Consider the following 26,718-nt stretch of genomic DNA (forward strand, 5'->3'; position numbering starts at 1 on the left):
CTAATCCAGCGCCTCCAGCACCAGCTCCATCGTCATCAACACGGGATTGTCGCCGCCGATCAGCCGGCCCTCGGCGATGCCGCCGGTGTAGTCGATCAAGGCGACGTCCAGCGCGGCTTGCAGCGCGCCGGAGGCGTCAGGCGCGATCGTCCCAGCCGATATCGCAAGCTCCGTCGCAAACGGCTCGGTCACACCACCATGGGTGAAGCGGGCGCCGATGGTCGAACCGACCCCGCCGTGGATCTTTGCGCGCGCTATGCCGTGCGCCTTGCAAAAGGCTTCGAGGCAGAAGGCGAAATCCTGGTTGGGCCGCAGCCGCAGCGCGAAGGCGCGGCTGGTCGTGCGCGCGCCGGTGCCCGCTGTAGCGACCGGTCCGAACAGCTTGAAATTGGTCTCGGGGTCAGGCTCGGCGCGAAACATCGCGCCCTCGACGCCAAAAGCCCGGACCTCGAACGGTTCGGCCACGATCGTCTCGTCCGGCAGCATGTGGCCGCCGCTCGACCTGCCATCCGCTTCCGTCCACAGGCCGTGGCAATGAAAGAACGGCGCGCCGTCGCGCTCGCCCAGCGTCATGCTGCCGAGCCGGGTGCGCGTCACGCCCGCGGGCCGCTGCGTGTCGCTATAGAACGCCGCATTCTCGCCGGTCTTCGACAGCGCCGGCATCACATAGCCGAACGGTCCGAGCGCGCCCTGGCCGAAATTCAGCACGCCACCCGCAAAGCCTTCCGCGGCAAAACCGCGGCGCGCGGCTTCGAGCAGCGGCAGACCAGCCTGAAGCCTGAACGAAAAGGCGCGGCCCCTCGCCTCCACCCATTGGATACGCTCAGTGGCGGGCGCGCCCGGCTGCTTGATGCTCCGCATGATCAGCGCTCAGCCTGCCTTCGATTTGTCGAGATCGAGCAGCCCGCGCGCCTCCAGCTCATCGCGCACCATGCGTTTCGGCACCTTGCCGTAGCCGGATTTCGGCAACGCCTCCCAGAAGAAGAAGCGCTTCGGCATCTTGTAGCGCGGCACTTTCGGCGAGAGAAACGCCGCCATCTCCGCTTCGCTCACGGCGTTCTCGCCGTCACGCGCCACACAGACGGCGACGCCGACCTCGCCCCAGGTCGCATCGGGCACGCCGAGCACAGCGACCTCGCCGACCGCGGGATGTGTCAAGATCTTCTCCTCGATCTCGCGCGGATAGATGTTGGAGCCGCCCGAGATGTACATGTCCGAAGCGCGGCCGGTGATGTAGACGAACCCCTGCTCGTCCATGTGGCCGAGATCGCCGGTGCGGAACCAGCCGTTGCGGAACGCCTTCGCATTGGCCTCCGGGTTGTCGTAATAGCCGGCGAGCACCGCAGGACCGATCACGCAGATCTCGCCGCTCTGGTTCGCACTGAGCTCGCGGCCCTCGTCGTCCTGGATCGAGACCTGCATGCCGGTGCGCTCGAAGCCGCAAGTGCCGATCTTGGCGTGCGGCCCGTCCTCGGGATCATGCAGCGCCGCCGGCAGCACGGTGATGTTGCCGGTGACCTCGCCGAGGCCGAAATACTGCACGATGACCTTGCCGAGCTTTTTCAGCGCGGCCTTCTGGTCCTCGCGATACATCGGCGCGCCCGCATAGATCACGTGGCGCAGCGAGGAATGATCGTATTTGTCGGCGGCGGGGTGCTCGACCATCATCTTGAGGATCGTCGGCACCGTGAACAGATTGGCGACGCGATGCTTTTCGATCAGTCGGAACGCCTCGTCGATATCGAATTTCTCGGTCGGCAGCAGCACGGTGCAGACCCCGCGCGCGGTCTGCACCAGCTGATGCACGCCCGCGCCGTGCGACAGCGGCGCCACCACCAGCGACGCATCGGCTTCCGTGACGCCGGGGGTGAGATCGGCAAGATGGTTGGTGACGACAAACCCCATCTGGCCGTGGGTCAGCACGGCAGCCTTGGAGCGGCCGGTGGTGCCTGAGGTGAAGAAGAACCAGCAGGGATCGTCATGCTCGACTGCGACATTCTCGACCACGGTGCCAGCCTGTGAGCCGATGGCGTCCGCCACCGACGTCTCGCCGAACGAGGCCTCGCCGTCGATACACCAGGTGAATTCCAGCGGGCCGCCCTTCACCGCCGCCGCATGTTCAGGGAAATCGACATGGCACAGAAACGCCTTCGCGCCGGAGGCCTGTCCAAGATAGGCCACCTCGTCCGGCATCAGGCGGAAATTGGTCGGCACCCAGACCGCGCCGAGCCGGAACGCCGCGAACATCGAGAGGAACATCTCGTCGCCGTTCTTGGAATGGACGAGGATGCGATCGCCCTTGGCGATGCCGCGCGCAGCAAGCGCGGCAGCGAGTGCCGAGACCCGCGCATCGATCTCGCGCCAGGTCCAGGATTTGTCCCCCCAGACGAACCCGGGCCGAGATCCATGCCGCCGCGCATTCTGCGTCAGCATATGAGCGAGATTCATGACACGGCGGGACATGCGGAGCGGCTGCATGGGGCTTCCTCTTCGATAGCGGATGGCACGCTGGCCTTCCCCGATATTGCGGCCCATTTATCGCCATCAAGAACGGCCTCGCAAGGCCGCCAGCCGGCGTCATCCTTGCGCTCGTTCAGGGAATTTTAAACATGATCGGCGCAACCTGCATCAGTCCTCGCGTACAGAGTGCCGCATCATGGTCAAAGCGCCCGCGTTCCTGCTGTTGTCATTGGCGCTTGCCGGCTGTGCCGTCGCTCCGCAAGCGCAATTGGCCTCCGATCCCGCCTTTACGCCCGGGCGCTATGCCTGGGATGGCGCGGGTCAGGACCCCAATCGGCCGCACTCTACTCCCGGCCCTTCACGCCCAACGCGCGCAGCTGCCCAGTCGGAGAGCGACGGCATCGATGCCGAGCAGGACGCAAAGGTCAATCGTTCGCTGGTCATCTGCCAGGGCTGCCTTCGTGCAAAGCCACAGGCGAACGATTCGCGGCTTGCCAAGGCGGCCGATTGAACCGAACCACGCTTGGGTTGGTCTACAGGGTACAGCGTCGACATCAGCCGTTCCGGCCTATGGTCGCTCGCCATCATCTGAGGGACGATCCATGCTCACCCGCCGCAGCCTCGTTGCCGCCTCTCTCTTCGCCGCCGCCAAGCCCGTCTTCGCTCAGACGCCTGCCGCCGGCGATCCCGCAGCCATCCTGAGCGCGATCTACACCCGCGCCGCCAAGGGCAAGGGTGACGGCGGCGCGGCCTTCGTCACCGAGAACAAGGCTGCGAAGGCAAAATATTTCTCCCAGGCGCTGGTCGCGCTGTGGGCGAAGGCGGATGCGCACACGCCGAAGGGCGACGCCGGCCCGATCGATTTCGATCCCATCACCAATTCGCAGGAACCCGACGTGAAGTCGTTCAAGGTTGACTTGGAGAAAGCCGAGGCGGACAAGGCGACACTGGCGGTGACCATCACCGGCCGCCGCAACGACCGCAAACCAGCCGATCGGATCGTGCATTATGACTTCGTGCGAGAAGCCAACAGCTGGAAGATCGATGACATCAAGGGGGCATCCGACGGCGAACCCTGGTCGATCCGCAAGATGCTGACGGACGCACTGAAAAGTTGAGCGGAGATATCATGAGCGACGTGATCAACAACAGGGCTCATCACCGCTATGAGCTCGAGGTGGAAGGCCATCTCGCGACCGAGCACTACAAGCTCGAAGGCGATGTCATCACATTCGAGCATACCGACGTGCCGAAAGAGCTCGGCGGCAAAGGCATCGGCTCGAAGCTGGTGCAAGGCGCGCTCGACCAGGTCCGCGCCAGCGGCTTGAAGCTGATCCCGGAATGCCCGTTCGTGAAGGCCTGGATCGACAAGCATCCGGACTATCAGGACCTGGTGAAAATCTGACCTCGTCATTGCGAGGAGCCCTGATTTCCCCCAAAAAAGTGGACAGGATTCAGGCGCCTGGATCAGGCAACAAGCATCGCTTCGGAAGGGGCAGCCATGGCAACAGCGGTTCGCGACAACAAGGACAGGAGCCGCTTCGAGCTCGATGTCGGCCAAGAGACCGGTCACGAGCTGGCCTTCGCCAATTACCGCCTGACGCCCACTGCCGTCATCATCACCCACACCGAGACGCCACGTGCACTGCGCGGCCGCGGTATCGCGTCGGAGCTGATCAAGGGCGCACTCGAGCTGATCCGCAAGGACGGCCGCAAGGTGATTGCGGGCTGCGGCTTCGTCGTCGACTATCTCGACAAGCATCCGGAGGACGCAGATCTCGTCGCCTGACCAAAAAGGGCCCGCGAGTTCGCGGGCCCTTCAGCATTGACCAATGGTAACCGGTCAGTGCTTGATTTCCGGCGGCAGCTTGCCGCCATTGGCGGCGAGCTTGGACATCACCTGCTTGTGCAACCAGACATTCATGCTGGCGGAGTCGTTCATGTCGCCGGTGTAGCCGAGCTCCTTCGCGAGATCCTTGCGCGCGGCAAGGCTCGAATCGACGTCGAGCGCCTTCATCAGGTCGACGATCGAGGTGCGCCATTCCAGCTTCTCGCCCTTGTGCGCGGCGGCGGCCGCATCAACGATCGCCGCGACATCGACAGTTGCCGGAGGCGCGGCTGCAGGTGCAGACGCCGGCGCCGATGCGCCTGGCGCGCCTCCTGCCGGCGCGCTGCCCGCGGGTGCGCCGCCGGCGGGCGCACCGGAAGCTGCGTGGCCGCCGAAGATCGCGCCCATGATTTTCCCGAAAATGCTCATGTCTGTTCCCCGAAAAGGATCCCTTGTAAGGCCCTGAGTGACACTTATGGATGAAGTTACGTTGTCGCGCCCGCGAAGTCCCTGCGAACCAACAAACAGCATGAGCTTATCTGCGGCGAAATGACGACCGGATGACGTCATCGGGGTTGCACTGCGGCATCGATTTTCACCCAAGCGTGAGGGACAGGACTCGGAAATAGGCGTACGCTTCTCGCTCAGCTCGCGATGCCATCCGGAATTCGCGTCTGGTTGGCATCGTGAAACTCAGAAATGCGGCCGCTTGCGCCGTTGTCGGCGCCCAATTCGGCTGCATGGCAAGGGAGCAAGCCGACCATGGCCACACTATACCAGGGCAATGTCCCTAGGATGGGCCGGACCGCAGACGCGGCCGGACCGATCATCCGAACCATCCAACTGTCCGACCTGCACGACGCGCTCAAGCGCGGCTGGGAAGATTTCAAGGCCGTTCCAAGCCACGCGATCATCCTCTGTGTGATCTACCCGGTGCTGGGCCTCGTGCTCGCCCGCGTGGCGATGGGCTATTCGGTGATTCCGCTGCTGTTTCCATTGGCCGCGGGTTTCGCCCTGATCGGCCCGTTCGCAGCGCTCGGCCTCTACGAGCTCTCGAGCCGTCGCGAGCGCCATGAGGAAGCCACCGCCTGGGATGCGGCGGACGTACTGCGCTCGCCCTCCTTCGGCGCGATGCTTGGCCTTGGCACCCTGCTGCTCGCCTTGTTCGTGACCTGGGTCGCGACTGCGCAGGCGATCTATGTGGCGGCGTTCGGCTATGAGGGTGTCACCGGAATCTCGGATTTCGTGACGCGCGTGCTGACGACATCGCAGGGCTGGTGGCTGATCGTGATCGGCTGCGGCACCGGCTTCCTGTTTGCGCTCGCCGCGCTCTGCATCAGCGCGGTATCATTCCCGCTGATGCTCGACCGCCATGCCGGCGCGCTGGAGGCGATGGTCACGTCGCTCCGCGTCGTCGCCAAGAACCCGGTGCCGATGGCGGCCTGGGGCCTGATCGTCGCGGTGCTGCTGGCGCTCGGCACGATCCCCGCGTTCCTCGGCCTTGCCGTCGTCATCCCCCTCCTCGGTCACGCCACCTGGCATCTCTACCGCAAGGTCATTGTCTCCGAGCCCGGTGCACGGCCGGTGCCGCCGCCGCCGCAGCGCCCGCGCAAGCCGGCGGCCGATTTCCCTGCTAACCTCTTCCCGTGGCGGAACAGGGAATAGAACGGACGCCTCAGGACGAAGAAGCGTTCGACGATATTGCTACAGCCGCTCCTGTCCGGCCCCCCGGGCGGGCGCGACTGACTGCCATACGCCTTGCTTTGGCCGCGGTTACATCTGACATTGCTTCGCCGGTCATGTCACTTCACGGAATCAATTACCTCTGATGACCCCGACGAATTCTCGTCTCGCTCTTGCAGCCCTCGTCCTCTCAGCCTCAATCGTATTCGTCGAGCCCGCTCTGGCCGCGGTCGCCTGTGGTTCGGGCAATTTCGACGCCTGGCTTGCGGACTTCAAAACCGACGCCGCGGCCAAGGGCATTTCGCAACAGGCCATCACCGCCGGACTAGCCGGCGTCACGCTGGACCAGAGCGTCCTCAACCGCGACAAGTCGCAAAAGGTCTTCACCCAGACTTTTGAGGAATTTTCCGGCCGCATGGTGCCGCCGCGGATGACACGCGGCTCCAACATGATGAAACAATACGGCTCGGTGCTGTCGCGCATTGAGCAGACCTACGGTGTCCCGGGCGAGATCCTGGTCGCGATCTGGGGTCTGGAGACCGATTTCGGCGTCAACACCGGCAAGTTCGCGACGATCCGCTCGCTGGCGACGCTGGCCTATGATTGCCGGCGGTCCGAGCAGTTTCGCGGCGAGCTGATGGATGCGCTGCGCATCGTCGAGCGCGGCGATCTCGCGCCCTCCGAGATGAAGGGCGCCTGGGCCGGCGAGCTCGGCCAAACCCAGTTCATGCCCTCGTCCTGGATGAAGTACGCCGTCGATTTCGACGGCAACGGCAAGCGGGACCTGCTGCATAACGCACCTGACGTGCTGGCTTCGACGGCCAACTATCTCGCCGGCTATGGCTGGCAGAAGGGCAAGGACTGGCAGCCGGGCAGCCCAAATTTCGCGGTGCTCCAGCAGTGGAACAAGAGCGAGGTCTATTCCAAGACCGTGGCCTATTTCGCCACTCAACTCGCACACGCCCCTTAAGACACACACGGAAACAAATGGGGCCGATCGCCTTGCGACCGGCCCTCCCTTGATTGCGTTGACCTACCCGCTTATTTGCCCATGGTGGCGTGCATCGCTTTGTTCAGGTGCATGCCGCACGCGCCCATTTTGCCGTTGAGCATCGAATCCTGCGCGGAGGCGACTTCCTTCTGAGCGACGATCTTGCCGTCGCCGTCGGGCATCCCTTCGACCGCAGTCTCCGTCTTCTCAAGATTGCCCGAGCTGCAGCCACCCATGCTGTGCTTGGCTGCCTGAGCCGGCGCGACGGCGAAGGCGACGGCAGAAATGGCGATAACCCCGAGTAACTTCGTCATGACGTTACTTTCCTTCTCTTGCTTTTGGGACAGATCCAGCGACATCGCGGGAATCCGCAACACGACTTTGCTGCCGACGTGGCAACTTGCCGCAATAAATTCCCCGCGAGAATCGCGTGATGTTGCGTGCCGCGCAGAGGTGCATGCGAAATTTCTGATTTTCATTACAACTTCGTAATCAAGCCTGCACGCTCCGCGTGCGTGCGATGCACAATGACGTGCCGGCTTCAAATTTGGACCGGAGGATTCGTCCGGCACCAGGGTGAAGCACTGCCGAGTCCAGGGCTTGCGATCGGCTCCTTCACAGAATCAGGCGCTGCTGTAATCGCCAACAAGCAAAATGAATATAAATTCATAGTTTAAAAGTGTGATTCATGTGAATTGCGCATGCCCAACTTGGGTTTACACGCTGATTGAGCAGCGCTCCACATCACAGAAATGTAATCTGTTTCGGCACCGTTCGGAATGATATAAATCCGCCTAAGTATATGATCTTGCGTAGACTTACTGTATTCGTCAGCAGGTCCTGCCCGGCTGTTTGACGGGCCAGCCGACAGGTTAATCGTTCCTTACTCTTGCTATGCGCCGTTCGCTTAGCTGCATCGCAACATATGAACTTTCGCGACGCACCACTCTCACTTATATTCATTTCAACGATGACGCCTTGGCAAAGGCTGAATCGAACTACAGGAGACTACCAAATGCTGCTTTCGCTCATCCGCATGATCCAGGCCTTCCGGGACTATCAGCGTAACGTTGCCGAGCTGTCCCAGCTCAGCGATCGCGAACTGGCCGACATCGGCCTTGATCGCTCGGACATCCCGCGCGTTGCTGCCGGTCAGTTCCAGGGCTGATCTCGTTTCAGCCCTTCACCGGTCGAACCGATAGCGCCCGCCTCGTGCGGGCGTTGTCGCATCTGGTGGCAGAAAACTCGATCTCGGCGATTCCACTGATCGCTGAAAAGCGCTACCTGTCCGCTCCATGACAGGATCTCTATCCAATATTGTGCACGTCATCGGCGCGGGCCTTGCCGGTTCCGAGGCGGCCTGGCAGGTGGCCAGATCGGGCGTGCCCGTCGTGCTGCATGAGATGCGGCCAGACCGCATGACCGAGGCGCACCGAACCGACGGGTTTGCCGAGCTCGTCTGCTCCAATTCGTTCCGCTCGGACGATGCCGCCAACAACGCTGTCGGCCTGCTGCACGCCGAAATGCGCCGCCTCGGCTCGCTGATCATGCGCGCGGCCGATGCCAACCAGGTGCCCGCCGGGGGAGCGCTCGCGGTCGACCGCGACGGCTTCTCCGCAGCGGTCACCAAGGCGCTGAACGACCACCCTCTCATCGAGATCGCCCGCGGCGAGATCAAAGGCCTGCCGCCGACCGATTGGAGCAACGTCGTTATTGCGACCGGCCCCCTCACCTCCGCCCCGCTGGCCGACGCCATCCGCGAGCTGACCGACGAGAATGCGCTCGCGTTCTTCGATGCCATCGCGCCGATCGTGCACCGCGACTCCATCGACATGTCGGTGGCATGGTTCCAGTCGCGCTACGATAAGGTCGGCCCCGGCGGCACCGGTGCCGATTACATCAACTGCCCCATGACCAAGGAGCAGTATGACGGCTTCGTCGCCGCACTCATCGGCGGCGAGAAGACCGAGTTCAAGGAATGGGAGACCAACACGCCCTATTTCGATGGCTGCCTGCCGATCGAGGTGATGGCGGAACGTGGGCCCGAGACGCTGCGCCACGGCCCGATGAAGCCGGTCGGCCTCACCAATCCGCACGATTCCACAACAAAGTCGTATGCGATCGTGCAGCTGCGCCAGGACAACAAGCTCGGCACGCTCTACAACATGGTCGGCTTCCAGACGAAGCTGAAATACGGCGAGCAACAGCGCATCTTCCGCACCATTCCCGGGCTGGAGAAGGCCGAATTCGCCCGCCTCGGCGGGCTGCACCGCAACACCTTTCTCAACTCGCCAAAGCTGCTCGACGGCCAGTTGCGCTTGCGCGCACAGCGGCGACTGCGCTTTGCCGGCCAGATGACGGGCTGCGAAGGCTATGTGGAATCTGCCAGCGTCGGCCTGATCGCCGGCCTCTATGCGGCTGCCGACGCGCGCGGCGAGACGCTTGCGAGCCCACCGGGCACGACCGCGCTTGGATCGCTGCTCGGCCACATCACCGGCGGCCACATCGAGGCCATCGAGCCGGGCACGCGCTCGTTCCAGCCGATGAACATCAATTTCGGCTTATTCCCGCCGCTCGCGAGCGCTCCCACGAAGAAGCCCGACGGCTCGCGCCTGCGCGGCAACGAGAAGACTGTGGCCAAGAAGCAAGCCATGAGCGCTTTGGCGCTCGCCGATCTCGATCGCTGGATCGCCGATCATTTGCGTATCGCCGCAGCCGCGTGAGTTTTCGATGAGTCTCCCGAAAAACGACGCCGCGGTGCTCTCGGCGCGCTGGACCGAGGGCGTGTTGCTCAAGCGCGACGTGTTCTCGACCGTCGAGCGCGGCCGCTTCCGCGTCGATGGCGGCGAGGTCGACGCGGTGCTGCGTCGGCTCGATGAAGTGCCGTGGTGGTCGTTCCTGCTGGCACGTCATCTGTTTGCGCGCGAGAAGCACGCGCTGTCGCTCGCCAAGGGCCTCGACGTCGGTCCTGAATTGCTCTGGGCCGGCCGCCGCGCGCTGGTGCGTGGGTTCGTCGACGGCGTCGCGCTGCATCTGGCAAAGCCGCATGGTGACCTCGCCTATTTCCGCTCGGCGAAGGACGTACTGCGCCGCCTGCGCCGCGCCGGCATCTGCCACAACGATCTTGCCAAGGAACAGAACTGGCTGACGGGCCGCGATGGGCGCGCCTATGTGACCGATTTCCAGCTGGCGGCGTGCTTCAAGCGGCGTGGCCGACTTTACCGCATCCTCGCCTATGAAGATCTCCGGCACCTGCTCAAGCACAAGCGCACCTACGCGCCCGAGGCGCTGACGCCCCGCGAGCGAAAGGTCCTGACGAAGAAGTCCTTTGCCGCCAGCCTGTGGCTCGCGACAGGCAAGAAGGTTTATCGCGCGATCACGCGCGGCCTGTTCAATTTCACCGACCGCGAGGGCGGCGGTCGTCGGCTCGTCAACGATGCGCCGGTGCTTGCCGAGCTGATCCGTAAGAACCCCGCGGTGCGAGACACCGCCATCGTCGCCTTTGCCGACCGCCGTTCCGGCGTCGGGCTCTATGCGTTTGTGGAAGCTGATCAGGCTACGCTCGAGGGCCAGTTGCGGAACGAACTCGCGGCCGCCAAGGGGCCAAAGCCGCCGGAACACATCCAGGTGGTGCACGCGTTGCCGCGCGACACCAGCGGCAGGCCGCGCACGGAGATCCTGCAACTGGTCGCGATGAATCAGCTCGACCTGATCGAGCCTATGATGAGGAACGACCAAGACCGCGCGTTCCTGAAGGACATCCTGGAGCAGCGCAAAAACCTGCGCGATCGTTTCAACTTCGAGGCGGACCTGCCGACCAGTTAGATCACGGGTCCCGTTGCGCCTTGAAGCGTCCACAATGCCGGTGGAGAAGCCGGGGGATTACGCTGACTTGGGGAACAATGAATCGTTGGGGGACCATGAGGCGCGGCGCGGCCCTGCTAATCGCAGGTCTGGTGCTGCTGACTGCGGCGCCTGTGATGGCGGCCGAGTCGGCCGCCGAACAGATCTCCAGCTTCCGGCTGAAGCATGGCGAGGGCCGCGTCATACGCGACGCAACGCTCGACCGCATTGCCATGGACCAGGCGCGCGCGATGGCGGCCAAGGATGATCTCAGCCACGACGCCCTCGGCCCGTTCAACAAGCGCGTCGCACCGTCAGGTGCGGGCCGCGCCGCCGAGAACATCGCCTATGGCTACGACAATTTCGAGAAGACGCTGGGACAGTGGATCGACTCGTCCGGGCACCGCAAGAACCTGCTGCTCCACAACGCCTCCCGCGTCGGAATCGCGAGCGCGAAGAATGCCAGCGGCAAGCGCACCTATTGGGCCATGGTGATTGCCGGCGATTACGAGCCGAAGCCGGGAAAAGGCAAGAAGGATACCGAACCGCTGGTCGCCCTGAGACGCGAGACCGTGCCCGCAAGCAAGCCCAAATCCAGCAACTGCCACATCAAGCTGCTCGGCCTCTGCATCTGAGGCGAAGCCAAGCCAAGCCCGTTCCTCGCGCCCCCGTCTTGCTCGCCCTCCCCAGCGCGTCTAATCCATTCAGCAGGATTGCGAGAGGGAAGCCCACTTGATCGACATCCACCGACTTCGTGCCGACACCCCGGCGGTCTCCCGGCTTGCCTATCTGCACAACGCAGGCGCGGCGCTCATGCCGGCGGCCGTCGTCTCGGCGATGAAGCAGCATATCGATCTGGAGAGCGAGATCGGAGGTTATGCGGCCGCCGACCGCGAATCTGATCGGCTCGATGCGATCTACGGCTCGGTCGCGCGTTTGCTGAACGCCGCGCCGGACGAGATTGCGCTCATGGAGAACGCAACGGTAGCCTGGCAGATGGCATTCTATGCGCTGCAGTTCTGCGCCGGCGATCGGATCCTGACCGCCGAGGCCGAGTACGCCGCCAATTATGTGGCGTTGCTCCAGGTCGCCAAGCGAACCGGCGCAGTCATCGAGATCGTGCCGAGCGACGCAAGCGGCGAGCTCGATGTCGATGTGCTCGAACGCATGATCGATCATCGCGTGAAGCTGATTGCGATCACCTGGGTTCCGACCAATGGCGGGCTCGTCAATCCAGCCGCAGCCATCGGCAAAATCGCGCGGGCGCACGGCGTTCCCTATCTGCTCGATGCCTGCCAGGCAGTCGGTCAGATGCAGGTCGATGTCGAAGCCATCGGCTGTGACATGCTGTCCGCCACGGGTCGCAAATTCCTGCGCGGACCGCGCGGCACCGGCTTTCTCTATGTCCGCCGTGAGCTGCTGCAGCGACTTGAGCCACCGATGATCGACCATTTTGCGGCGCCATGGGTGTCGCGCGACCAATATCAGCTCCGCGACGACGCCCGCCGGTTCGAGACCTGGGAGAACAACTACGCGGCCCGCCTTGGGCTCGGCGTTGCCGTCGACTATGCTCTTGCGATCGGCCTCGACCCGATCGAGCGGCGCTGCCGCTTGCTTGCGAACCGTCTCCGCCGCGGTCTTGCCGCGATCAGTGGCATCACCATTCGCGACCTCGGTCATGCGCCGGGCGCGATCGTCAGCTTCACGATGGAGGGCCGTGAGGCCGACATTATCGTCAGCAGCGCCGCTGCGGCCGACATCACCATCGGCGCCACGCATCCGTCGAGCACCCGCATCGACGCGGAAGTCCGGGCGCTGCCGGTGGTCGTTCGCGCCTCCCCGCATTACTACAACACTGAAGCCGAGATCGATCGCTTAATCGACCACCTCGCGGAGTTCGCAGCGCGATAGCGCTGTTCAGGTGCACCGCGCGCTCAGTCCAGAGGCACTCAGCTTGGCCATGACGTCATCGAGATGGGCACTGTCGCGCGTCTCGATGACGAGCTGCAACAGCGTCGCCTTGGCCGGCAGGTCGGAGAAGGTCCGCTGGTGCGAGACCTCGATGATGTTGGCGCCAGCCTCGGCCAGCAGCGAAGCCACTGCCGCGAGCTGGCCGGGCCTGTCGGGAATATCGAGCGAGAGCTGCGTCAGCCGTCCCTCGCGCGCGAGTTCTCGCGTCAGCACCGAGGCGATCAGCCGGGTGTCGATATTGCCGCCGCTCAGCACAAGACCGACCTTCTCGCCGGCAAAGCGCAAGGGATCGGACATGATCGCCGCAAGGCCCGCAGCACCGGCGCCCTCGACGACCGTCTTCTCGATCGAGATCAGGGTCGCAACCGCGCGCTCGAGCTCGGCTTCGTTCACCAGCGCGATGTCGTCGACGAGACTGCGGACGATTTCACTGGTGATCTTGCCCGGCGATTTGACAGCGATGCCTTCGGCAAGCGTATCGCCGCGCGCCGGCAGATTGCCGCCATGGATGGCGTTGTACATGGAAGGATAGAGCCAGGCCTCGACGCCGAGAATGCGCAGCGACGGCTTGATCGATTTGGCGGCGATGGCGATGCCGCTGATCAGGCCGCCTCCGCCAATCGGAACGACCAGCGTATCGAGCTCCGGCACGGCCTTGAGCATCTCCAGACCGACCGTACCCTGGCCCGCGATGACAAGCGGATCGTCGTAAGGATGGACGAAGATCATGCCGCGTGCTTCGCCGTGGCTCCGCGCGAACGCAGCCGCCTCTTCCAGAGTCGCCCCCGTGACGACCACTTCGGCGCCGTGGTGCCTGGTGTTCTCGACCTTCACCATCGGCGTGCCCACCGGCATCACGATCGTGGCGGGAATGCCGAGCCGCTTGGCGTGATAGGCGACGCCCTGCGCGTGGTTGCCTGCCGACATTGCGACGACGCCGTGCGCACGTTCTTCCGCGGTCAGCGCAGTGAGGCGATTGAGAGCGCCGCGCTCCTTGAACGAGGAGGTGAATTGAAGGTTTTCGAATTTGAGCCAGAGCTCGCAGCCGCAGATGCTGCTCAACGTGCGGCTGTAGCTACAGGGCGTATCGACGACGGCGCCGTGAATGGTCGCAGCGGCGGCGTGAACGTCGGCCGGTGTAACCGGAAAGCCGCCCAGATCGGGGATTGCGGTTTGGGACATCTCAGCCATGGGACAGCATAGAGCATTTGGCCGGTCCCGGCGATACGCCAAATGCTATTTGGTAAATTCCCGCGATCGTGACGCCCGCCACAGCGTCCATAGCGCGCGTAGCCGCGATACCGGCTGCGGCGCGAAAGGATTGCGCCCGGGCCGCGACAGGCGATCGAGATCAGACCGCGCCTGACTCAACGGGAGGAACGCCGGCCGCACCGAGGGCGGCAGTTGCGCCAGCAGCGACGAGGCCATCGCCAGATGCTGCCGGGCTTCGCCGATGAGCTGGTCCAGCACGGCATGGAGGTTGGGCGTCTGCTTGCCGGCGAACACGTCTTCCATGGCGCAGCCATGGCTGGCCAGGAATTGCTGCGGCAGAAACAATTGACGATGGGACGAGTCCCGCGGCAGGTTTGCGATCACCTGCGCGATGCCCTGCGCCAGCCCCGCGTGGCGCGCGAGGTGCTCGGCCGCTTCCGAGACCTCGCCCATGATCCGGGCCCGCCAGCACAAACAACGCCGAAGAGGTCGCGGCCAGATAGCCCTCGAGCGCCGTCATGGTCGGCATCGGGTCGTTGTAGAGATCGAACTGATGCTCGTCGACGAGCAGCGACAACGGCTCGACCGGCAGGTCAAAATCGCGGATCGCGCGCAACAGCTCCGCTGCCACCGGATTGCCCTCGGCGCTGCCATGGACAAGGCCCGAGAGCAGATCGGTCCACCATTGAAAGCGGATCTCGCCTGGCAAGGGTTGGCTCACCTGGTCTCGGACGCGGACGATCTCGACATTGAAGGCGTAGAGCGCCAGCAGCGCGCGACGCTCGGCAGCGGGTGCAAACAGCGTCGCCGCATAGCGTGGAAAATCGTGGCTGCGCACGAGATCGGCGCAGAAGGTCACGCTGTCGGCCGGCGTCGCAGCGCTGCTCATGGCACGGCAATCAGCGCAGCCGCGACGCGGCGCCGTTCGCCGATCATGATGTTGTAGGTGCGAACGGCGGGGCCGGTCTGCATCGTATCCAGCACCACCCTCACCGCCTTCAGCGCCTGGCGCAGCTGCGGTGGCGGCAGCCAGACGCCGGTTCCGGTCCCGACCAGCAGCGTATCGATGCTGTTGGCGGCGGCGAAAACCCGATCCAGCGAATAGCGGTCGATCTTGGTGGGATCGGTCACGTCCCAGGCCCAGATCGCGTCGGGCAGGCAGAGCAGCGATCCGCGATGCGACATGCCGGCGAAGGCAAAGCCGCCCTTGCCATAGGCCTCGATCGGCGCGGAGCGCGGGAAATGAGGAGCGTTGGGATCGCCGGCCATGAGCCTCGTCCGAATGAGCTGACTACCCTCGCAAACTCATGCGAAGGCAAGCGGTTCGGATCATGCCTTGATTTTCTTCGCCGGCGGAGCCGCTTCCTTCGCATCCTCGCGATGCTCGCCAACGCCGAGATAGATCAGAATCGGCGCCGCGATGAAGATCGAGGTGTAGGTACCGACCAGCACCACGCCGAACATCATGACGGCCGTGAAGCTGTGGATGGCATGGCCGCCGAACAGCAGCAGCGCCAGCAGCGCCAGCGTCACCGTGAAGTGGGTGATGATCGAGCGCGACAGCGTCGAGTTGATGGATTCGTTCAGCAGCTGCGGCATCGGCATCTTCTTGTAACGCCGCAGCATTTCACGGATGCGGTCATAGATGACGACGGTGTCGTTGAGCGAATAGCCCAGAATGGTCAGGAGCGCCGCGATGCTGGTCAGGTCGAAATCGACCTGGCTGATCGACATGAAGCCGATGGTCAGCACGATGTCGTGCACGTTGGCGATCATGGCGCCGAGCGCGAACTGCCATTCGAAGCGGAACCAGAGATAGACCAGGATCGCGCCGATTGCGAGCATCAGGCCGGCCATGCCCCACCCCAGCAGCTCGCCGGAGACACGCGGGCCCACCACCTCGACGCGGCGATATTCGACCGACTCGCCGAGGGCGCCGCGAACCTTGTCCACCGCTTCCTGCTGGGCCTTGTCGCCGCCCGGCTGCTCGGCCACGCGAAGCAGCACGTCGGCGGCGCTGCCGAATTGCTGCAGCTGAACTTCGCCGAGGCCGAGGCTGCCAAGGGTCGCGCGCATCTGCGCGAGATCGGCGGACCCCGACTTGGCCCTCACCTCCATCAAGGTGCCCCCCTTGAAGTCGATGCCGAAGTTCAGGCCATGCGTGAAGAACAGCGTGATGGCAACGATCGACAGCGCGGCCGAGATCGGAAAGCTGATGCGGCGAAAGCGCGTGAAGTCGAAATGCGTGTTGTCCGGGACGATGCGCAGCGACGGCAGGAGGCCGAGCACGCTGACCACGGTCAGCACGGCAATCAGGACGCCGAGAGAAATGAGAACGATTTGAGTAGTGGTCACAGTCGGCCTCGAATCATCAGATCGGCACAGTCTTCGGCCGCTTCCACTGCACCCACCAGGCCACGATCAGACGGGTCATGGTGAATGCGGTGAACACAGTGGTGATGATGCCGATGCCGAGCGTCACTGCGAAGCCGCGGACCGGACCGGTGCCGATCATGAACAGCACTGCAGCGGCGATGAAGGTGGTAATGTTGGAGTCGAGAATGGTGGCAAGCGCCCGCTTGAAGCCTGCGTCGATTGCCGAGATCGGGCTTCGCCCGCCACGCAGCTCCTCGCGGATGCGCTCGTAGATGAGCACGTTGGAATCGACTGCGATGCCGACGGTGAGCACGATGCCGGCGATGCCGGGGAGCGTCAGCGTGGCGCTGAGCAGCGACAGCAGGCCGAAGATCATGGCAACGTTGATCGTCACCGCGATGTTGGCGAACACGCCGAACAGCCGGTACGTCAACAGCATGAAGACGACGACCATGATCGAGCCGACATAGGCCGCGAGCTCACCCTTGTCGATCGAGTCCTGGCCGAGGCCCGGACCGACCGTGCGTTCCTCCACGACCGTAAGCGGCGCAGGCAGCGCGCCGGCGCGCAGCAGGATCGCGAGGTCGTTGGCCGACTGCACGGTGAAATTGCCGGAGATCTGGCCCTGGCCGCCGGTGATCGGCTCGCGGATGACCGGCGCCGAGATCACCTTGTTGTCGAGGATGATCGCGAAGGGCACCCCGACGTTCTCCTGCGTGGCCTGCGCGAACTTGCGCGCGCCGGAGGTATTGAACTTGAAGCTGACGACCGGCTCATTGGTCCGCTGGTCGAAGGTCGCCTGGGCGTCGGTCAGATCGCCGCCCGCAACCAGCACCTGCTTCTTGACCACGTAGCCGGACGGCGGCGGGGTGGCTGCCGGCAGGAACTCGGTGTCCGGCGGCAACCCACCCTGCTGCGCCTGGTCCGGCGGCACGGAGGGATCGACCATGCGGAATTCCATCTTGGCGGTCTTGCCCAGCAGTTCCTTCAAATGGGTGGGATCCTGCAATCCCGGCACCTGCACCAGGATGCGGTCGTTACCCTGACGCTGGATGATCGGCTCGACGGTGCCGAGCTCGTTGACACGCTTCTCGACGATCTGGATCGACTGCTCGATGGTCTTGCGCAAACGCTCGATCATCGCCGACTCCGGAATACTGAGGCGGATCAATCCGCCACCGGCATCTGAGACGTCGATGTCGCGCTGGCCGCCGGACCCCATAAGGCCACCGATCGGCTGCGCAAGCTCACGCAACTTGGCGAGCACCGTCTGGGTGTCCGCGTCCTTGACGCGCACCTCGACGGCATCGCTCTTCGTGACGAGACCGGTGTAGACGATCTTGGCTTCGCGCAGCACGCGACGGACGTCGTCGCGGATCTGGTCGAGCTTTTCCTTTTTCACATAGTTGGAGTCGACCTCGAGCTGCAGAGAGGAGCCGCCCTGCAAGTCGAGACCCAAAACCAGGCGCCGCTGCGCCCAGGTGGGCCAGGTCTTGACCTGCGCCTCGGGGAAGAAGTTCGGGACCGCGCAGAGGCACACGATCAGCGCTGTCAGGATAATCCCGAGCGCCTTCCACCGCGTGAAATACAACATCGACTGGACCTGTCAGATCAGGAGATTTGAGGTGCTCGCGGCAAAGCGCTCACTTCGCCGCGGCGTCGTCCTTGGCGCTTTCCTTCGCGCTGTCCTTGGCCGGCTCGCCCTTGGCGCGCACGCCCGAGATCATCGAGCGCATCTGGCGCACGCGGACGCCGTCGGAAATTTCGAACTCGATCTGGTCGTCATCGACCACCTTGGTGACTTTGCCGACCAGGCCGCCTGACGTCACGACGGTGTCGCCGCGGCGGATGTTCTTCACGAGTTCGGCGTGGTCCTTCACCTTCTTCTGCTGCGGACGCAGAATCAGGAAGTACATGATCACGAAGATCAGGGCGAACGGCAGCAGCGACATCAACATGCTGTTGGTGTCACCGGCGCCCGCGGCCTGGGCATACGCAGGGGAAATCAGCATTCGGACGATCCTCGTGGAAACGGGGGAAGCCGGTCAGGCCTTGCGGCGACCGGTTCGGTCAAATTCGCGCGGACTATAGCGACCACCGCCCCAATTGCAACGCTGCCAGACCGCCCTTTTCGCCACCTTGCGGCGCGCCCCCAGGCTCGATAAGGCTGCATTCTCAGGAACTTCGGACATGCCCAAAAAACCAAGCAAAAGCCCGGCCGGCAAAGGCCCCCGTACCCCTGCCACGAAGGCCGCCCAGGTCGCGGCAAAACGCCCCAAGGTGGTCCAAAAAACCTCCCTCCAGGCAACCCCGGACCTCACCCAGGAGCGCATCGTCCGCGCGCTGGAGACGATTGCGACCCACCTCGCCGCCCAGGGTAAGCCGGCCGCCGAACGCGAGTCGTTCAAGCAGGCGGACGCCTATGTCTGGCATCCGGACGGCCGCCTCGCGGCGGTGCCCCGGGTCAGCCGCGTCGAGCTGTTTCTGCTCAAGGGGGTCGACCGAATGCGCGATATCCTGATGGAGAACACCGAGCGCTTTGCAGGCGGTCTGCCCGCCAACAACGCCCTGCTCTGGGGCGCGCGCGGCATGGGCAAGTCCTCGCTGGTGAAGGCGGCGCATGCCAGCATCAACGCCGACCGGAAGCCCGCCGACAAGCTGAAGCTCATCGAGATCCACCGCGAGGACATCGAAACGCTGCCGATGCTGATGGAGAAACTCCGCGACGCCGACTTCCGCTTCATCGTGTTCATCGACGACCTCTCCTTCGATGGCAATGACGCCTCCTACAAATCGCTCAAGGCTGTACTCGAAGGTGGCATCGAGGGGCGGCCCGAGAACGTCATCCTCTACGCCACCTCCAACCGCCGCCATCTGCTGGCGCGCGACATGATCGAGAACGAGCGCTCGACCGCGATCAATCCGGGCGAGGCGGTCGAGGAAAAGGTCTCGCTGTCGGATCGGTTCGGTCTCTGGCTCGGCTTCCACCGCTGCAGCCAGGACGAATATCTCGCCATGGTGGGGGGCTATTGCAGCCATTTCGGCATCAAGGTCGACGGCGAGGCGCTAGAGCGCGAAGCGCTGGAATGGTCGACGACGCGCGGCTCGCGCTCGGGCCGGGTCGCCTGGCAGTTCGTGCAGGAGCTGGCCGGACGACTCGGCGTGAAGCTCACGGCGAAGTAGGCCACGCCGGCCCTCGCGCTCCCAGAAATGAAATCGCCCGCACAAGGCGGGCGACAACAGCGTTCTTGCGGAGAGAGCGACGGAGTGAGGTAAGCCTCACGCCCCATTCAAGAACTGAAGCGGGTCGACCGGGCTCGATCCCTTACGGATCTCGAAGTGGAGCTGCGGTGATGCCACCTCTCCGGATTGACCCGACTTGGCAATGACCTGACCGCGCTTGATGGTATCGCCGCGCTTCACCAACAGCTCACTCGCATGGGCATATGCGGTGACGTAGCCGTTGGCGTGCCGAACCAGGACCAGATTGCCGTAACCTTTCAGCTCGTTGCCGGAATAGGCAACGACGCCGTCTTCAGCCGCCTTGACCGGCGTACCCTCGGGCACCGCAACGTTGATGCCGTCATTGGACTTGCCGTTGGTCTTGGCGCCGTAACTCGTGATCACCTTGCCACGCACCGGCCAGCGGAAGGTCGGCAGGGAGCTCGTGGTCTCCGCCGCTTTCGCCGGCGCCTCGGCAGCGGGCTTCTCGTCGATATTGGCGGTGGCCTGGGCGAGGCGCGCGCTCTGCGCCGGTTGGGCAACAGCGGCGATCTTGGTAGCAGGCACGGGAGCGGCAGCGACCGGCTGCAACGCAGCCGCAACCGGTGCCGCGGCGACCGGCGCGGGAGCCAGCGGCGCAGCAACAGCCGCGGCCCTGGCGCCCGGCACGGTCAGCTTGGTGCCGAGCTTGAGCTTGGTCGAGGGATCGAGACCGTTGGCGCGAGCGAGTTCGGCGGCGGAGATGTGGTTCTTGCGTGCGATGCTCGCGAGCGTGTCGCCGTGATTGACGAAGTGGAAGCTCGACGGCGCGGCCACGGCTGCGACCGGCCTCGGCGCCATCGCGGGAGCCGCGGCAACCGGGGTCATCGCGGGCGCCGGTGCGGCTGCAACAGCACCGGGATGCGGGATGACGAGCTGCTGACCAGGCGAGAGCGCGCGCGGACCCTTGTAGCCGTTGGCGGCGAGGATCGCCTGCGGAGTTACGTGATAGCGCTTGGCGAGCACGTCGAGCGTGTCGCTGGTGCCGACGATGATCCTCGTCCCTCCGGGTGGCTGCGCAGCCACCACCGAGCGCTGCGGCACCGTGCCGGTGGCTTCGAGACGCGGCTGCGCGGGCGGCGTGTAGGAGCCGAGCCCGCGGCCGCCTCCGGAGACGCCGCCACCCGCTGCAACCGGATAGGACTGCGGTGCGGCAACCGCCGGCGCCAAAGGCTGTGACTGATAGTAGCCCTGCTGGGTCTGCGGCCGGGCATATTGCGGCAGCTCGCGCTGCGGCGGCGCGGCCTGCTGCACCGAACCGGTCGATTCAAAGGGGTTGGAGAAGTTCGACTGGGACAGGCGCGACGACATGTCGGCGCTGCACCCTGCGAAACCAAAGGAGATCAGCGCCAGCACCGCGACCTGCGGTACGCGGCGCGAGTAAAGCAACTCGGCGACAACTGACATGGTTACTCACTCGTACGCAACAGAACTGGTGTTTTAAGTAAACACGCGCCGAGTAAATAACGGCTTAACCCTCCCAATAAGATGTTGGATGCGTTGCCGATCCGGAATTCTACAGCTCCCGCGCCACGCCAGGCAGTGCCGGCACGAAACGGACCTCGACGAGTTGCCTGCGCTCGATCCCGGCCTCGCTGCGCTTGAGACGTGTCAGCGTTTGCACGCCCTGATGCGGCCCCACCGGTGCGATCAGGATGCCGCCGACTTCGAGCCGCTCGATGAGGTTCTCTGGAATTTGCTCCACCGCGGCGGTGACGATGATGCGGTCGAAGGGGCCGATATTTGCAGGCAGATTGAGGCCGTCGCCGAGCATCACCTCGACATTGTGACAGTCCAGCTTTTCAAGCCGGGCGCGCGCGGCATCCGCGAGCTTGCGGTAGCGCTCGACCGTCAGCACCTCGCGCGCAAGCTTCGAGAGCACGGCAGCCTGATAGCCGGAGCCCGCGCCGATCTCGAGCACGCGGTGGCTCTTCTGGAGCTGAAGCTGCTCGGTCATGTAGGCGACGACGAAGGGCTGGCTGATGGTTTGCCCGCAGGCGATCGGCAGCGCGCTATCGCGATAGGCGCCGTCCCGATCAGAGGCCTCGACGAACAACTCGCGCGGCACCTCCTCCATCGTCCGCAGCACGGTTTGATCGCTGATGCCGCGACGCCTCAGCGTGAGCTGAAACATCATCTTTTCCGGCGGGCGCTGATTGGAGGTCATCGCGGGCTGTACCATCTTCGTCAGGGACCCGGATGACGGCTCGGCGCCAGTATCCGGGCTGGAATCTTGTTCCGGCTCAGGAACCCATATAGTGTTCTATCCCGGCATTTGACCACAAATCGGCTTGCAGCGGACAAGCCGCGCGGCCATTTTCAAGTATGGTTTGGCCGAAACGCGCATTGCGTCGATAAGCGTTATCTGCGAACGTTTTCGGGAATGGGCAAGGACGCAACGACAATGACCGCGACAGGGCTTTCCGGCCGCTCTGTATTCCTCGTCGAGGACGAGGTGATGATCCGAATGATGGTGGCGGATATGCTCGAAGAGCTCGGCTACAAGGTCGCGGCCGAAGCCGGAGATATCACGGAGGCAATGCGGCTGGCGCAGGCGACCGAGTTCGACATCGCCATCCTCGACGTCAACGTCAACGGCAAGGTCATCTCGCCGGTCGCCGACGTCATCCAGGCCAAGGGCTGCCCCTTCATCTTCGCGACCGGCTACGGCTCGTCGGGCCTGCCCGAGCAATATCGGGACCGTCCGGCGCTTCAGAAACCGTTTCAGCTTGACGCGCTCGGCAAGACCATCGAAGCCGCGCTTCGCGGCGGCTAGCCGCTAGTAGCAAGCGCCTTTACTTCAGTGTCGCGCTCAGCTCTTCGGAAAACGCTTCGTTGGTACGATCGAGCCGGAGCGGCGTGACCGAGACATAATGCTCGCGCAGCGCTGCCAGGTCAGTGCCTTCGGCCGCCGTGTCCATCATCACCGTGCGCTCAAAGCCGATCCAGAAATAGGGGTTGTTGCGGCCGTCCCTGCGCTCGTCGATCCTGAGGAAACCGAGATTACGCTTGCCCTGTCGCGTGACACGAATGCCGAGCACATCCTCCGGCGCACAGGACGGGAAGTTGACGTTAATGACGGTGTCCTTCGGGATGCCGGCCTTGATCACTTTGCGCAAGATATCGGGACCGAATTTGCGCGCGGTGTCCCATTGCGGCCGATCGCGCGTCTCGACGCTGAATTCCTGCGACAGCGCAAATGACGGGATGCCCAGAATGGTGCCTTCGAGCGCGCCGGCGATGGTGCCCGAATAGACCACATCCTCGGCAACGTTGCGGCCCTTGTTGACCCCGGACAGCACGACGTCGGGGAGCTGCGCACCGAGAATATGGCGCGCGCCCATGATGACGCAGTCGGTCGGGGTGCCGCGCACCGCGAAGTGCCGCGGCCCAACTTCACGCAGGCGCAACGGGTCGTTCAGCGACAGCGAATGCGACACCCCGGACTGATCGAGCTCGGGCGCCACCACCCAAACGTCGTCCGACAGCGCGCGTGCGATCTCCTCCACGACCTTGAGGCCGGGAGCGTGGATACCGTCGTCATTGGTGCAGAGAATGCGCATGCCGGAGGTCGATTCCTGATCTGGAGTGAGGCCGTCTTATCCGGCTGGGACCGATCAGGCAAACCGGCTTCGGCGCAGACCTCACCCGCGCCGACGTTCATTGCCGCAGCGCAGCAATCGAGCCATTCCCTTCAGCGGCGGACTCGCCATTGCGGCAGGAAGCGAGCGAGCCTGCCCTCAACGCGCAGCTGCATCGCAGGCGCGACCGGGCGCACGACCGGGGTCTCAATCAGGCCGGGCGTCTTCAGCTGCGCAAGGAGCGGCGCAGATACCGGCGTTGCGGGGAAACGCTGGCGCGCCATCGTCAGCGCCTTGTCGAAGTCCTCGGCATTGACCCCGGGCTTCGCCCGCCGGCTCTGCACCAGGCCCTCGTCCCAAAGACGCGCAATGTCGATATCAAGCACGCCACGCAAACGCTGGTCGACGGCCTGGACGCCGGCACCTGTTACCGCCCATTGTCGGCCGATCCAGAAGATATCGTGGTGCAAGGCCATGGACGGTTGGTGTCGCGTTCGCGGGCAGCCGTCAGGATAGCCGGCTGCCCGATCTTCGCAACCAAACGTTTCTGCGTTTCAGATGGGCAACACGAATTTTTACTCGCGCGCGACCGCCTTCACGCCGCCCATATAGGGCTGGAGCACGCTGGGGACCGCGATCGAGCCGTCCTCCTGCTGATAGGTCTCCATCACAGCGATCAGCGCGCGGCCGACCGCCGTGCCCGAGCCGTTCAGCGTGTGCACGAAGCGCGGCTTGCCGTCCGGCCCGCGCGAGCGCGCATCCATGCGCCGCGCCTGGAAGTCGCCGCACACCGAGCAGCTCGAGATCTCCCGGAACATGCCGCCCTCGCCCTGCCCGGGCATCCACACCTCGATGTCGTAGGTTTTTTGCGACGAAAATCCCATATCTCCTGCACAGAGCGTCATCACGCGATAATGCAGGTCGAGCTTCTGCAACACCTGCTCGGCACAGGACAGCATCCGCTCCAGCTCGTCCTTGCTGGTCTCGGGCGTCGTGATCGAGACCAGCTCGACCTTGGTGAACTGATGCTGGCGGATCATGCCACGGGTATCGCGCCCGGCAGCGCCTGCTTCGGCGCGGAAGCACGGCGTCAGCGCAGTGAGCCGCATCGGCAGCTGCTTCTCGTCGAGGATGGACTCACGCGCGAGGTTGGTGAGCGGGACTTCGGCAGTCGGGATCAGGCCGAGGCGCTCGGTCTTCAGCCGCTCATGATCGGGCGAATCCAGCAAGTCGCCCTTGATCGCCCAGAATTGGTCGTCCTCGAATTTCGGCAACTGCCCGGTGCCGAACATGACTTCATTGCGCACCAGCAGCGGCGGGTTGATCTCGGTGTAACCGTGCTCGGTCGTGTGCAGGTCGAGCATGAACTGGCCGATCGCGCGCTCAAGGCGCGCCAGCCCCTTCTTGAGCACAACAAAGCGCGCGCCGGAGAGCTTTGCCGCAGCCTCGAAATCCATGCAGCCGAGCGCAATGCCGAGGTCGTCATGCAGCTTCGGAGCGAAACCGTAGTTGCGCCTGGCGCCGAACACGTGATGCTGGACGTTGTCATGCTCGTCGACACCATCGGGCACTTCATCGAATGGAATGTTCGGGATCGCGGACAGCTCTTTGGCCAGCTCCTCATCAGCCGCTTTCGCGGCAGCCTCGAGCTCCGGCATGGTGATCTTGAGCTCGGCGACCTCAGTCATCAGCTTCGCCGCGCGCGCCTCGTCCTTCGCCTTCTTGGCGTCGCCGATTTCCTTCGAGGCCGCGTTGCGGCGCGCCTGCGCCTGCTCCGCGGCCAGGATCGCCGCACGCCGACGCTCATCGATCGCGAGCAGCGACGCCGACAACGGCTTGAGGCCGCGCCGGGCGAGACCGGCGTCGAACGCTTGCGGATTGTCGCGGATCGATTTGATGTCGTGCATGGCAGCGGTCCTGGGGTCAGCGCGTAAACATACAACGGAAAACGTTGTCAGCTTGCGTTGGCGCGCTCCCCCCCTAGCACAGCTGTCATCGCCCGCGAAAGCGGGCGATCCAGTATTCCAGAGACGGCAGTAATTCCCCGCTGGGCTGCGGCCTACTGGATTCCCAGCTTTCGCGGGGAATGACACCGGAACTGGCCGCCCTACTCCGCCGGATTGGCCGGCGTCGACACATCGGTGCCGGTGGCCGCCTTCGACGCGGCCGCCTTCTTCTCCACCATCGACACCGCGATGATTGAGCCCTCATAGAGCGCCAGCAGGGGAATCGCGAGCGAGCACTGGCTGAGGATATCAGGCGGCGTCAGGACTGCGGCGATGATGAAAGCCAGAACGATGAAATAGCGGCGCTTGTCGCGCAGCATCTTCGACGTGATGATGCCGACCCTCCCGAGCAGCGTCAGGATCACCGGCAGCTGGAAGGCGATGCCGAAGGCGAAGATCAGCGACATCATCAGCGAGAGATATTCGCCGACCTTGGGCAGGAGCTGGATCTGCGCGGTCTCGTCACCGCCCATCTGCTGCATGCCGAGCGAGAAGCGCACCAGCATCGGCAGCACGACGAAATACACCAACGCCGCGCCGAGCACGAAGAAGAACGGGGTCGCGATCAGATACGGCAGGAAGGCCTGCTTCTCGTGCTTGTAGAGGCCGGGCGCCACGAACTTGTAGATCTGGGTGGCGACGATCGGGAACGAGATGAAGCCTGCACCGAACAGCGCGAGCTTGAGCTGGGTGATGAAATATTCCAGCAGCGCAGTGTAGATGAATTTCGAGTTCTCCGCGCCTGCGACCCACACGAACGGCCAGACCAGAACGTTGTAGATCTGCTTGGCGAAGAAGAAGCAGAAGATGAAGGCCACGCCGAAGCCGAGCAACGCCTTGATCAGCCGCGAACGCAGCTCGATCAGATGGTCCATCAGCGGAGCTTTGCTGGCCTCGATATCGGCGTCGCTCATGACGCTTTGGCGTCCTTGATCGGTTCGGGTGCAGTGTCCTGCGCAACCGATGTCTGCTCTACCTCGGTGACAATGGCGAGCGGCTCATTCACCGCCGCGTGTCCCTCGGCTTCCACGAAAGTCTCTGGCGTCGGGGCTTCCGGCGTCGTGGGCGTGGCCGGCGCTTCACCTGAAGTCGCCGGCGCTTCAGCTGAAGTCGCCGGCGCTTCACTGGAAGTCGCCGGCGCTTCGCCTGAAGCCGCCGGTGGTTCGACGGAAGTCGTCGTCGACGTCTCGGCCGGCTTGTCGAGCGCATCGACGCGGAGTGCGTCGCTGACGTCCTTCTGGAGCGAGGTCATCAGGCCACCGCTCGTGAAACCGGCAGCGGCTTCCTTGACCTCGTCAAAGCTCTTCTTGAGGTCGGCCATCTCGGCCTCGCGCATCGCTTCCTGGAACTGGCCCTGGAATTCGGCGGCCATCTTGCGGGCCTTGCCCATCCACTGACCGACCATGCGCAGCACGCCCGGCAGCTCTTTCGGGCCAATGGCGACCAGGGCCACGACCCCGATCAGAACCAGCTCACTCCAGCCGATGTCGAACATGACGTCTTCCG

The 26,718-nt window shown here is 64.1% G+C and carries 29 protein-coding genes and 1 pseudogene; 13 read left to right on the forward strand and 17 right to left on the reverse strand.

The annotated features are described in order from the left end of the window. Positions 1-861 (reverse strand): PCC domain-containing protein, encoded by an 861-nt coding sequence (locus ACVIIW_RS27910; protein WP_456703669.1) that lies wholly within the window; start codon positions 859-861, stop codon positions 1-3. 9 nt (positions 862-870) lie between these two features. Beyond that, the gene (locus tag ACVIIW_RS27915) at positions 871-2,478 is read right to left on the reverse strand and encodes an acyl-CoA synthetase (RefSeq protein WP_456703670.1); all 1,608 of its coding nucleotides are present in this window, start codon (positions 2,476-2,478) and stop codon (positions 871-873) included. A gap of 178 nt (positions 2,479-2,656) precedes the next feature. Here ACVIIW_RS27915 and ACVIIW_RS27920 point away from each other — a divergent pair, with 178 nt between their 5' ends. The 4 genes from ACVIIW_RS27920 to ACVIIW_RS27935 all read left to right on the forward strand — a co-directional run bounded on the left by ACVIIW_RS27920 (position 2,657) and on the right by ACVIIW_RS27935 (position 4,249). Beyond that, on the forward strand, positions 2,657-2,971 hold the full coding sequence (locus ACVIIW_RS27920) for a hypothetical protein (RefSeq protein WP_456703671.1): 315 nt from the start codon (positions 2,657-2,659) through the stop codon (positions 2,969-2,971). A 91-nt stretch (positions 2,972-3,062) separates the two neighbouring features. Continuing rightward, entirely contained in the window at positions 3,063-3,578 is a 516-nt protein-coding gene (locus ACVIIW_RS27925; RefSeq protein WP_456703672.1) for a DUF3828 domain-containing protein, read from the forward strand. A gap of 11 nt (positions 3,579-3,589) precedes the next feature. After that, on the forward strand, positions 3,590-3,865 hold the full coding sequence (locus tag ACVIIW_RS27930) for a GNAT family N-acetyltransferase (protein WP_456703673.1): 276 nt from the start codon (positions 3,590-3,592) through the stop codon (positions 3,863-3,865). 96 nt (positions 3,866-3,961) lie between these two features. After that, on the forward strand, positions 3,962-4,249 hold the full coding sequence (locus ACVIIW_RS27935; RefSeq protein ID WP_456703674.1) for a GNAT family N-acetyltransferase: 288 nt from the start codon (positions 3,962-3,964) through the stop codon (positions 4,247-4,249). 54 nt (positions 4,250-4,303) lie between these two features. Here the strand turns inward: ACVIIW_RS27935 and ACVIIW_RS27940 are convergent, their stop codons facing one another. Beyond that, positions 4,304-4,717 carry a DUF3597 domain-containing protein gene (locus ACVIIW_RS27940; RefSeq protein WP_456703675.1) on the reverse strand — a complete coding sequence of 138 codons (414 nt, stop codon included), beginning with the start codon at positions 4,715-4,717 and terminating at the stop codon, positions 4,304-4,306. A gap of 333 nt (positions 4,718-5,050) precedes the next feature. On the opposite strand from ACVIIW_RS27940, the gene ACVIIW_RS27945 reads away from it, so the two are divergent. Beyond that, complete coding sequence (locus ACVIIW_RS27945; RefSeq protein ID WP_456703676.1) at positions 5,051-5,953, forward strand: DUF2189 domain-containing protein; 903 nt, start codon at positions 5,051-5,053, stop codon at positions 5,951-5,953. A 163-nt stretch (positions 5,954-6,116) separates the two neighbouring features. Then, positions 6,117-6,941, forward strand: a complete 825-nt coding sequence (locus tag ACVIIW_RS27950; protein ID WP_456703677.1) for a lytic murein transglycosylase — start codon at positions 6,117-6,119, stop codon at positions 6,939-6,941. Between the two features lie 71 nt (positions 6,942-7,012). Here ACVIIW_RS27950 and ACVIIW_RS27955 read toward each other — a convergent pair whose 3' ends face one another. Next, positions 7,013-7,339, reverse strand: a complete 327-nt coding sequence (locus ACVIIW_RS27955) for a hypothetical protein (protein ID WP_456705291.1) — start codon at positions 7,337-7,339, stop codon at positions 7,013-7,015. A gap of 638 nt (positions 7,340-7,977) precedes the next feature. Between ACVIIW_RS27955 and ACVIIW_RS27960 the strand changes: the two genes are divergently transcribed. From ACVIIW_RS27960 to ACVIIW_RS27980, 5 genes are all read left to right on the forward strand, one after another. Then, on the forward strand, positions 7,978-8,130 hold the full coding sequence (locus ACVIIW_RS27960; protein WP_092229311.1) for a DUF1127 domain-containing protein: 153 nt from the start codon (positions 7,978-7,980) through the stop codon (positions 8,128-8,130). A gap of 127 nt (positions 8,131-8,257) precedes the next feature. Further along, on the forward strand, positions 8,258-9,685 hold the full coding sequence (gene trmFO / locus ACVIIW_RS27965) for a methylenetetrahydrofolate--tRNA-(uracil(54)-C(5))-methyltransferase (FADH(2)-oxidizing) TrmFO (RefSeq protein ID WP_456703678.1): 1,428 nt from the start codon (positions 8,258-8,260) through the stop codon (positions 9,683-9,685). 7 nt (positions 9,686-9,692) lie between these two features. After that, on the forward strand, positions 9,693-10,787 hold the full coding sequence (locus ACVIIW_RS27970; protein WP_456703679.1) for a serine/threonine protein kinase: 1,095 nt from the start codon (positions 9,693-9,695) through the stop codon (positions 10,785-10,787). Positions 10,788-10,882: 95 nt separating this feature from the next. After that, positions 10,883-11,440 carry a CAP domain-containing protein gene (locus ACVIIW_RS27975; protein WP_456703680.1) on the forward strand — a complete coding sequence of 186 codons (558 nt, stop codon included), beginning with the start codon at positions 10,883-10,885 and terminating at the stop codon, positions 11,438-11,440. Positions 11,441-11,537: 97 nt separating this feature from the next. Continuing rightward, positions 11,538-12,716: an aminotransferase class V-fold PLP-dependent enzyme gene (locus ACVIIW_RS27980; protein WP_456703681.1), complete on the forward strand. Its 1,179-nt coding sequence runs from the start codon at positions 11,538-11,540 to the stop codon at positions 12,714-12,716. 6 nt (positions 12,717-12,722) lie between these two features. On the opposite strand, the gene ACVIIW_RS27985 is transcribed toward ACVIIW_RS27980, so the two are convergent. From ACVIIW_RS27985 to yajC, 6 genes and pseudogenes are all read right to left on the reverse strand, one after another. Further along, positions 12,723-13,967: a threonine ammonia-lyase gene (locus ACVIIW_RS27985; protein WP_456703682.1), complete on the reverse strand. Its 1,245-nt coding sequence runs from the start codon at positions 13,965-13,967 to the stop codon at positions 12,723-12,725. A 45-nt stretch (positions 13,968-14,012) separates the two neighbouring features. Beyond that, positions 14,013-14,877 (reverse strand): annotated as a pseudogene (locus ACVIIW_RS27990) (phytoene/squalene synthase family protein). Beyond that, positions 14,874-15,257, reverse strand: a complete 384-nt coding sequence (locus ACVIIW_RS27995) for an Mth938-like domain-containing protein (RefSeq protein WP_092229326.1) — start codon at positions 15,255-15,257, stop codon at positions 14,874-14,876. Before ACVIIW_RS27995 ends, ACVIIW_RS27990 begins: the two are co-directional and overlap by 4 nt. A 60-nt stretch (positions 15,258-15,317) precedes the next feature. Continuing rightward, entirely contained in the window at positions 15,318-16,343 is a 1,026-nt protein-coding gene (gene secF, locus ACVIIW_RS28000; protein WP_456703683.1) for a protein translocase subunit SecF, read from the reverse strand. Positions 16,344-16,359: 16 nt separating this feature from the next. Continuing rightward, on the reverse strand, positions 16,360-17,958 hold the full coding sequence (gene secD, locus ACVIIW_RS28005; protein ID WP_456703684.1) for a protein translocase subunit SecD: 1,599 nt from the start codon (positions 17,956-17,958) through the stop codon (positions 16,360-16,362). A gap of 49 nt (positions 17,959-18,007) precedes the next feature. Further along, on the reverse strand, positions 18,008-18,376 hold the full coding sequence (gene yajC / locus ACVIIW_RS28010) for a preprotein translocase subunit YajC (protein WP_456703685.1): 369 nt from the start codon (positions 18,374-18,376) through the stop codon (positions 18,008-18,010). Between the two features lie 178 nt (positions 18,377-18,554). On the opposite strand from yajC, the gene ACVIIW_RS28015 reads away from it, so the two are divergent. After that, complete coding sequence (locus ACVIIW_RS28015; protein ID WP_456703686.1) at positions 18,555-19,547, forward strand: ATP-binding protein; 993 nt, start codon at positions 18,555-18,557, stop codon at positions 19,545-19,547. Between the two features lie 96 nt (positions 19,548-19,643). Here ACVIIW_RS28015 and ACVIIW_RS28020 read toward each other — a convergent pair whose 3' ends face one another. Both ACVIIW_RS28020 and ACVIIW_RS28025 read right to left on the reverse strand, forming a co-directional pair. Next, positions 19,644-21,032 carry a peptidoglycan DD-metalloendopeptidase family protein gene (locus tag ACVIIW_RS28020; RefSeq protein WP_456703687.1) on the reverse strand — a complete coding sequence of 463 codons (1,389 nt, stop codon included), beginning with the start codon at positions 21,030-21,032 and terminating at the stop codon, positions 19,644-19,646. 109 nt (positions 21,033-21,141) lie between these two features. Beyond that, positions 21,142-21,792, reverse strand: a complete 651-nt coding sequence (locus ACVIIW_RS28025) for a protein-L-isoaspartate(D-aspartate) O-methyltransferase (protein ID WP_456703688.1) — start codon at positions 21,790-21,792, stop codon at positions 21,142-21,144. 237 nt (positions 21,793-22,029) lie between these two features. Here ACVIIW_RS28025 and ACVIIW_RS28030 point away from each other — a divergent pair, with 237 nt between their 5' ends. Next, positions 22,030-22,401 carry a response regulator gene (locus ACVIIW_RS28030; RefSeq protein WP_456703689.1) on the forward strand — a complete coding sequence of 124 codons (372 nt, stop codon included), beginning with the start codon at positions 22,030-22,032 and terminating at the stop codon, positions 22,399-22,401. Positions 22,402-22,420: 19 nt separating this feature from the next. On the opposite strand, the gene surE is transcribed toward ACVIIW_RS28030, so the two are convergent. The 5 genes from surE to tatB all read right to left on the reverse strand — a co-directional run bounded on the left by surE (position 22,421) and on the right by tatB (position 26,707). Further along, complete coding sequence (surE, locus tag ACVIIW_RS28035; protein ID WP_456703690.1) at positions 22,421-23,188, reverse strand: 5'/3'-nucleotidase SurE; 768 nt, start codon at positions 23,186-23,188, stop codon at positions 22,421-22,423. Between the two features lie 131 nt (positions 23,189-23,319). After that, positions 23,320-23,682, reverse strand: coding sequence for a hypothetical protein (locus ACVIIW_RS28040; protein ID WP_456703691.1), 363 nt, complete (start codon positions 23,680-23,682; stop codon positions 23,320-23,322). A gap of 99 nt (positions 23,683-23,781) precedes the next feature. Further along, positions 23,782-25,113, reverse strand: coding sequence for a serine--tRNA ligase (gene serS / locus ACVIIW_RS28045; RefSeq protein WP_456703692.1), 1,332 nt, complete (start codon positions 25,111-25,113; stop codon positions 23,782-23,784). Between the two features lie 200 nt (positions 25,114-25,313). Further along, the gene (tatC, locus tag ACVIIW_RS28050) at positions 25,314-26,126 is read right to left on the reverse strand and encodes a twin-arginine translocase subunit TatC (protein WP_092229352.1); all 813 of its coding nucleotides are present in this window, start codon (positions 26,124-26,126) and stop codon (positions 25,314-25,316) included. Continuing rightward, complete coding sequence (gene tatB, locus ACVIIW_RS28055; RefSeq protein WP_456703693.1) at positions 26,123-26,707, reverse strand: Sec-independent protein translocase protein TatB; 585 nt, start codon at positions 26,705-26,707, stop codon at positions 26,123-26,125. Before tatB ends, tatC begins: the two co-directional genes overlap by 4 nt. Positions 26,708-26,718: the final 11 nt, after the last annotated feature.

The sequence above is a fragment of the Bradyrhizobium sp. USDA 4449 genome (assembly GCF_054056275.1).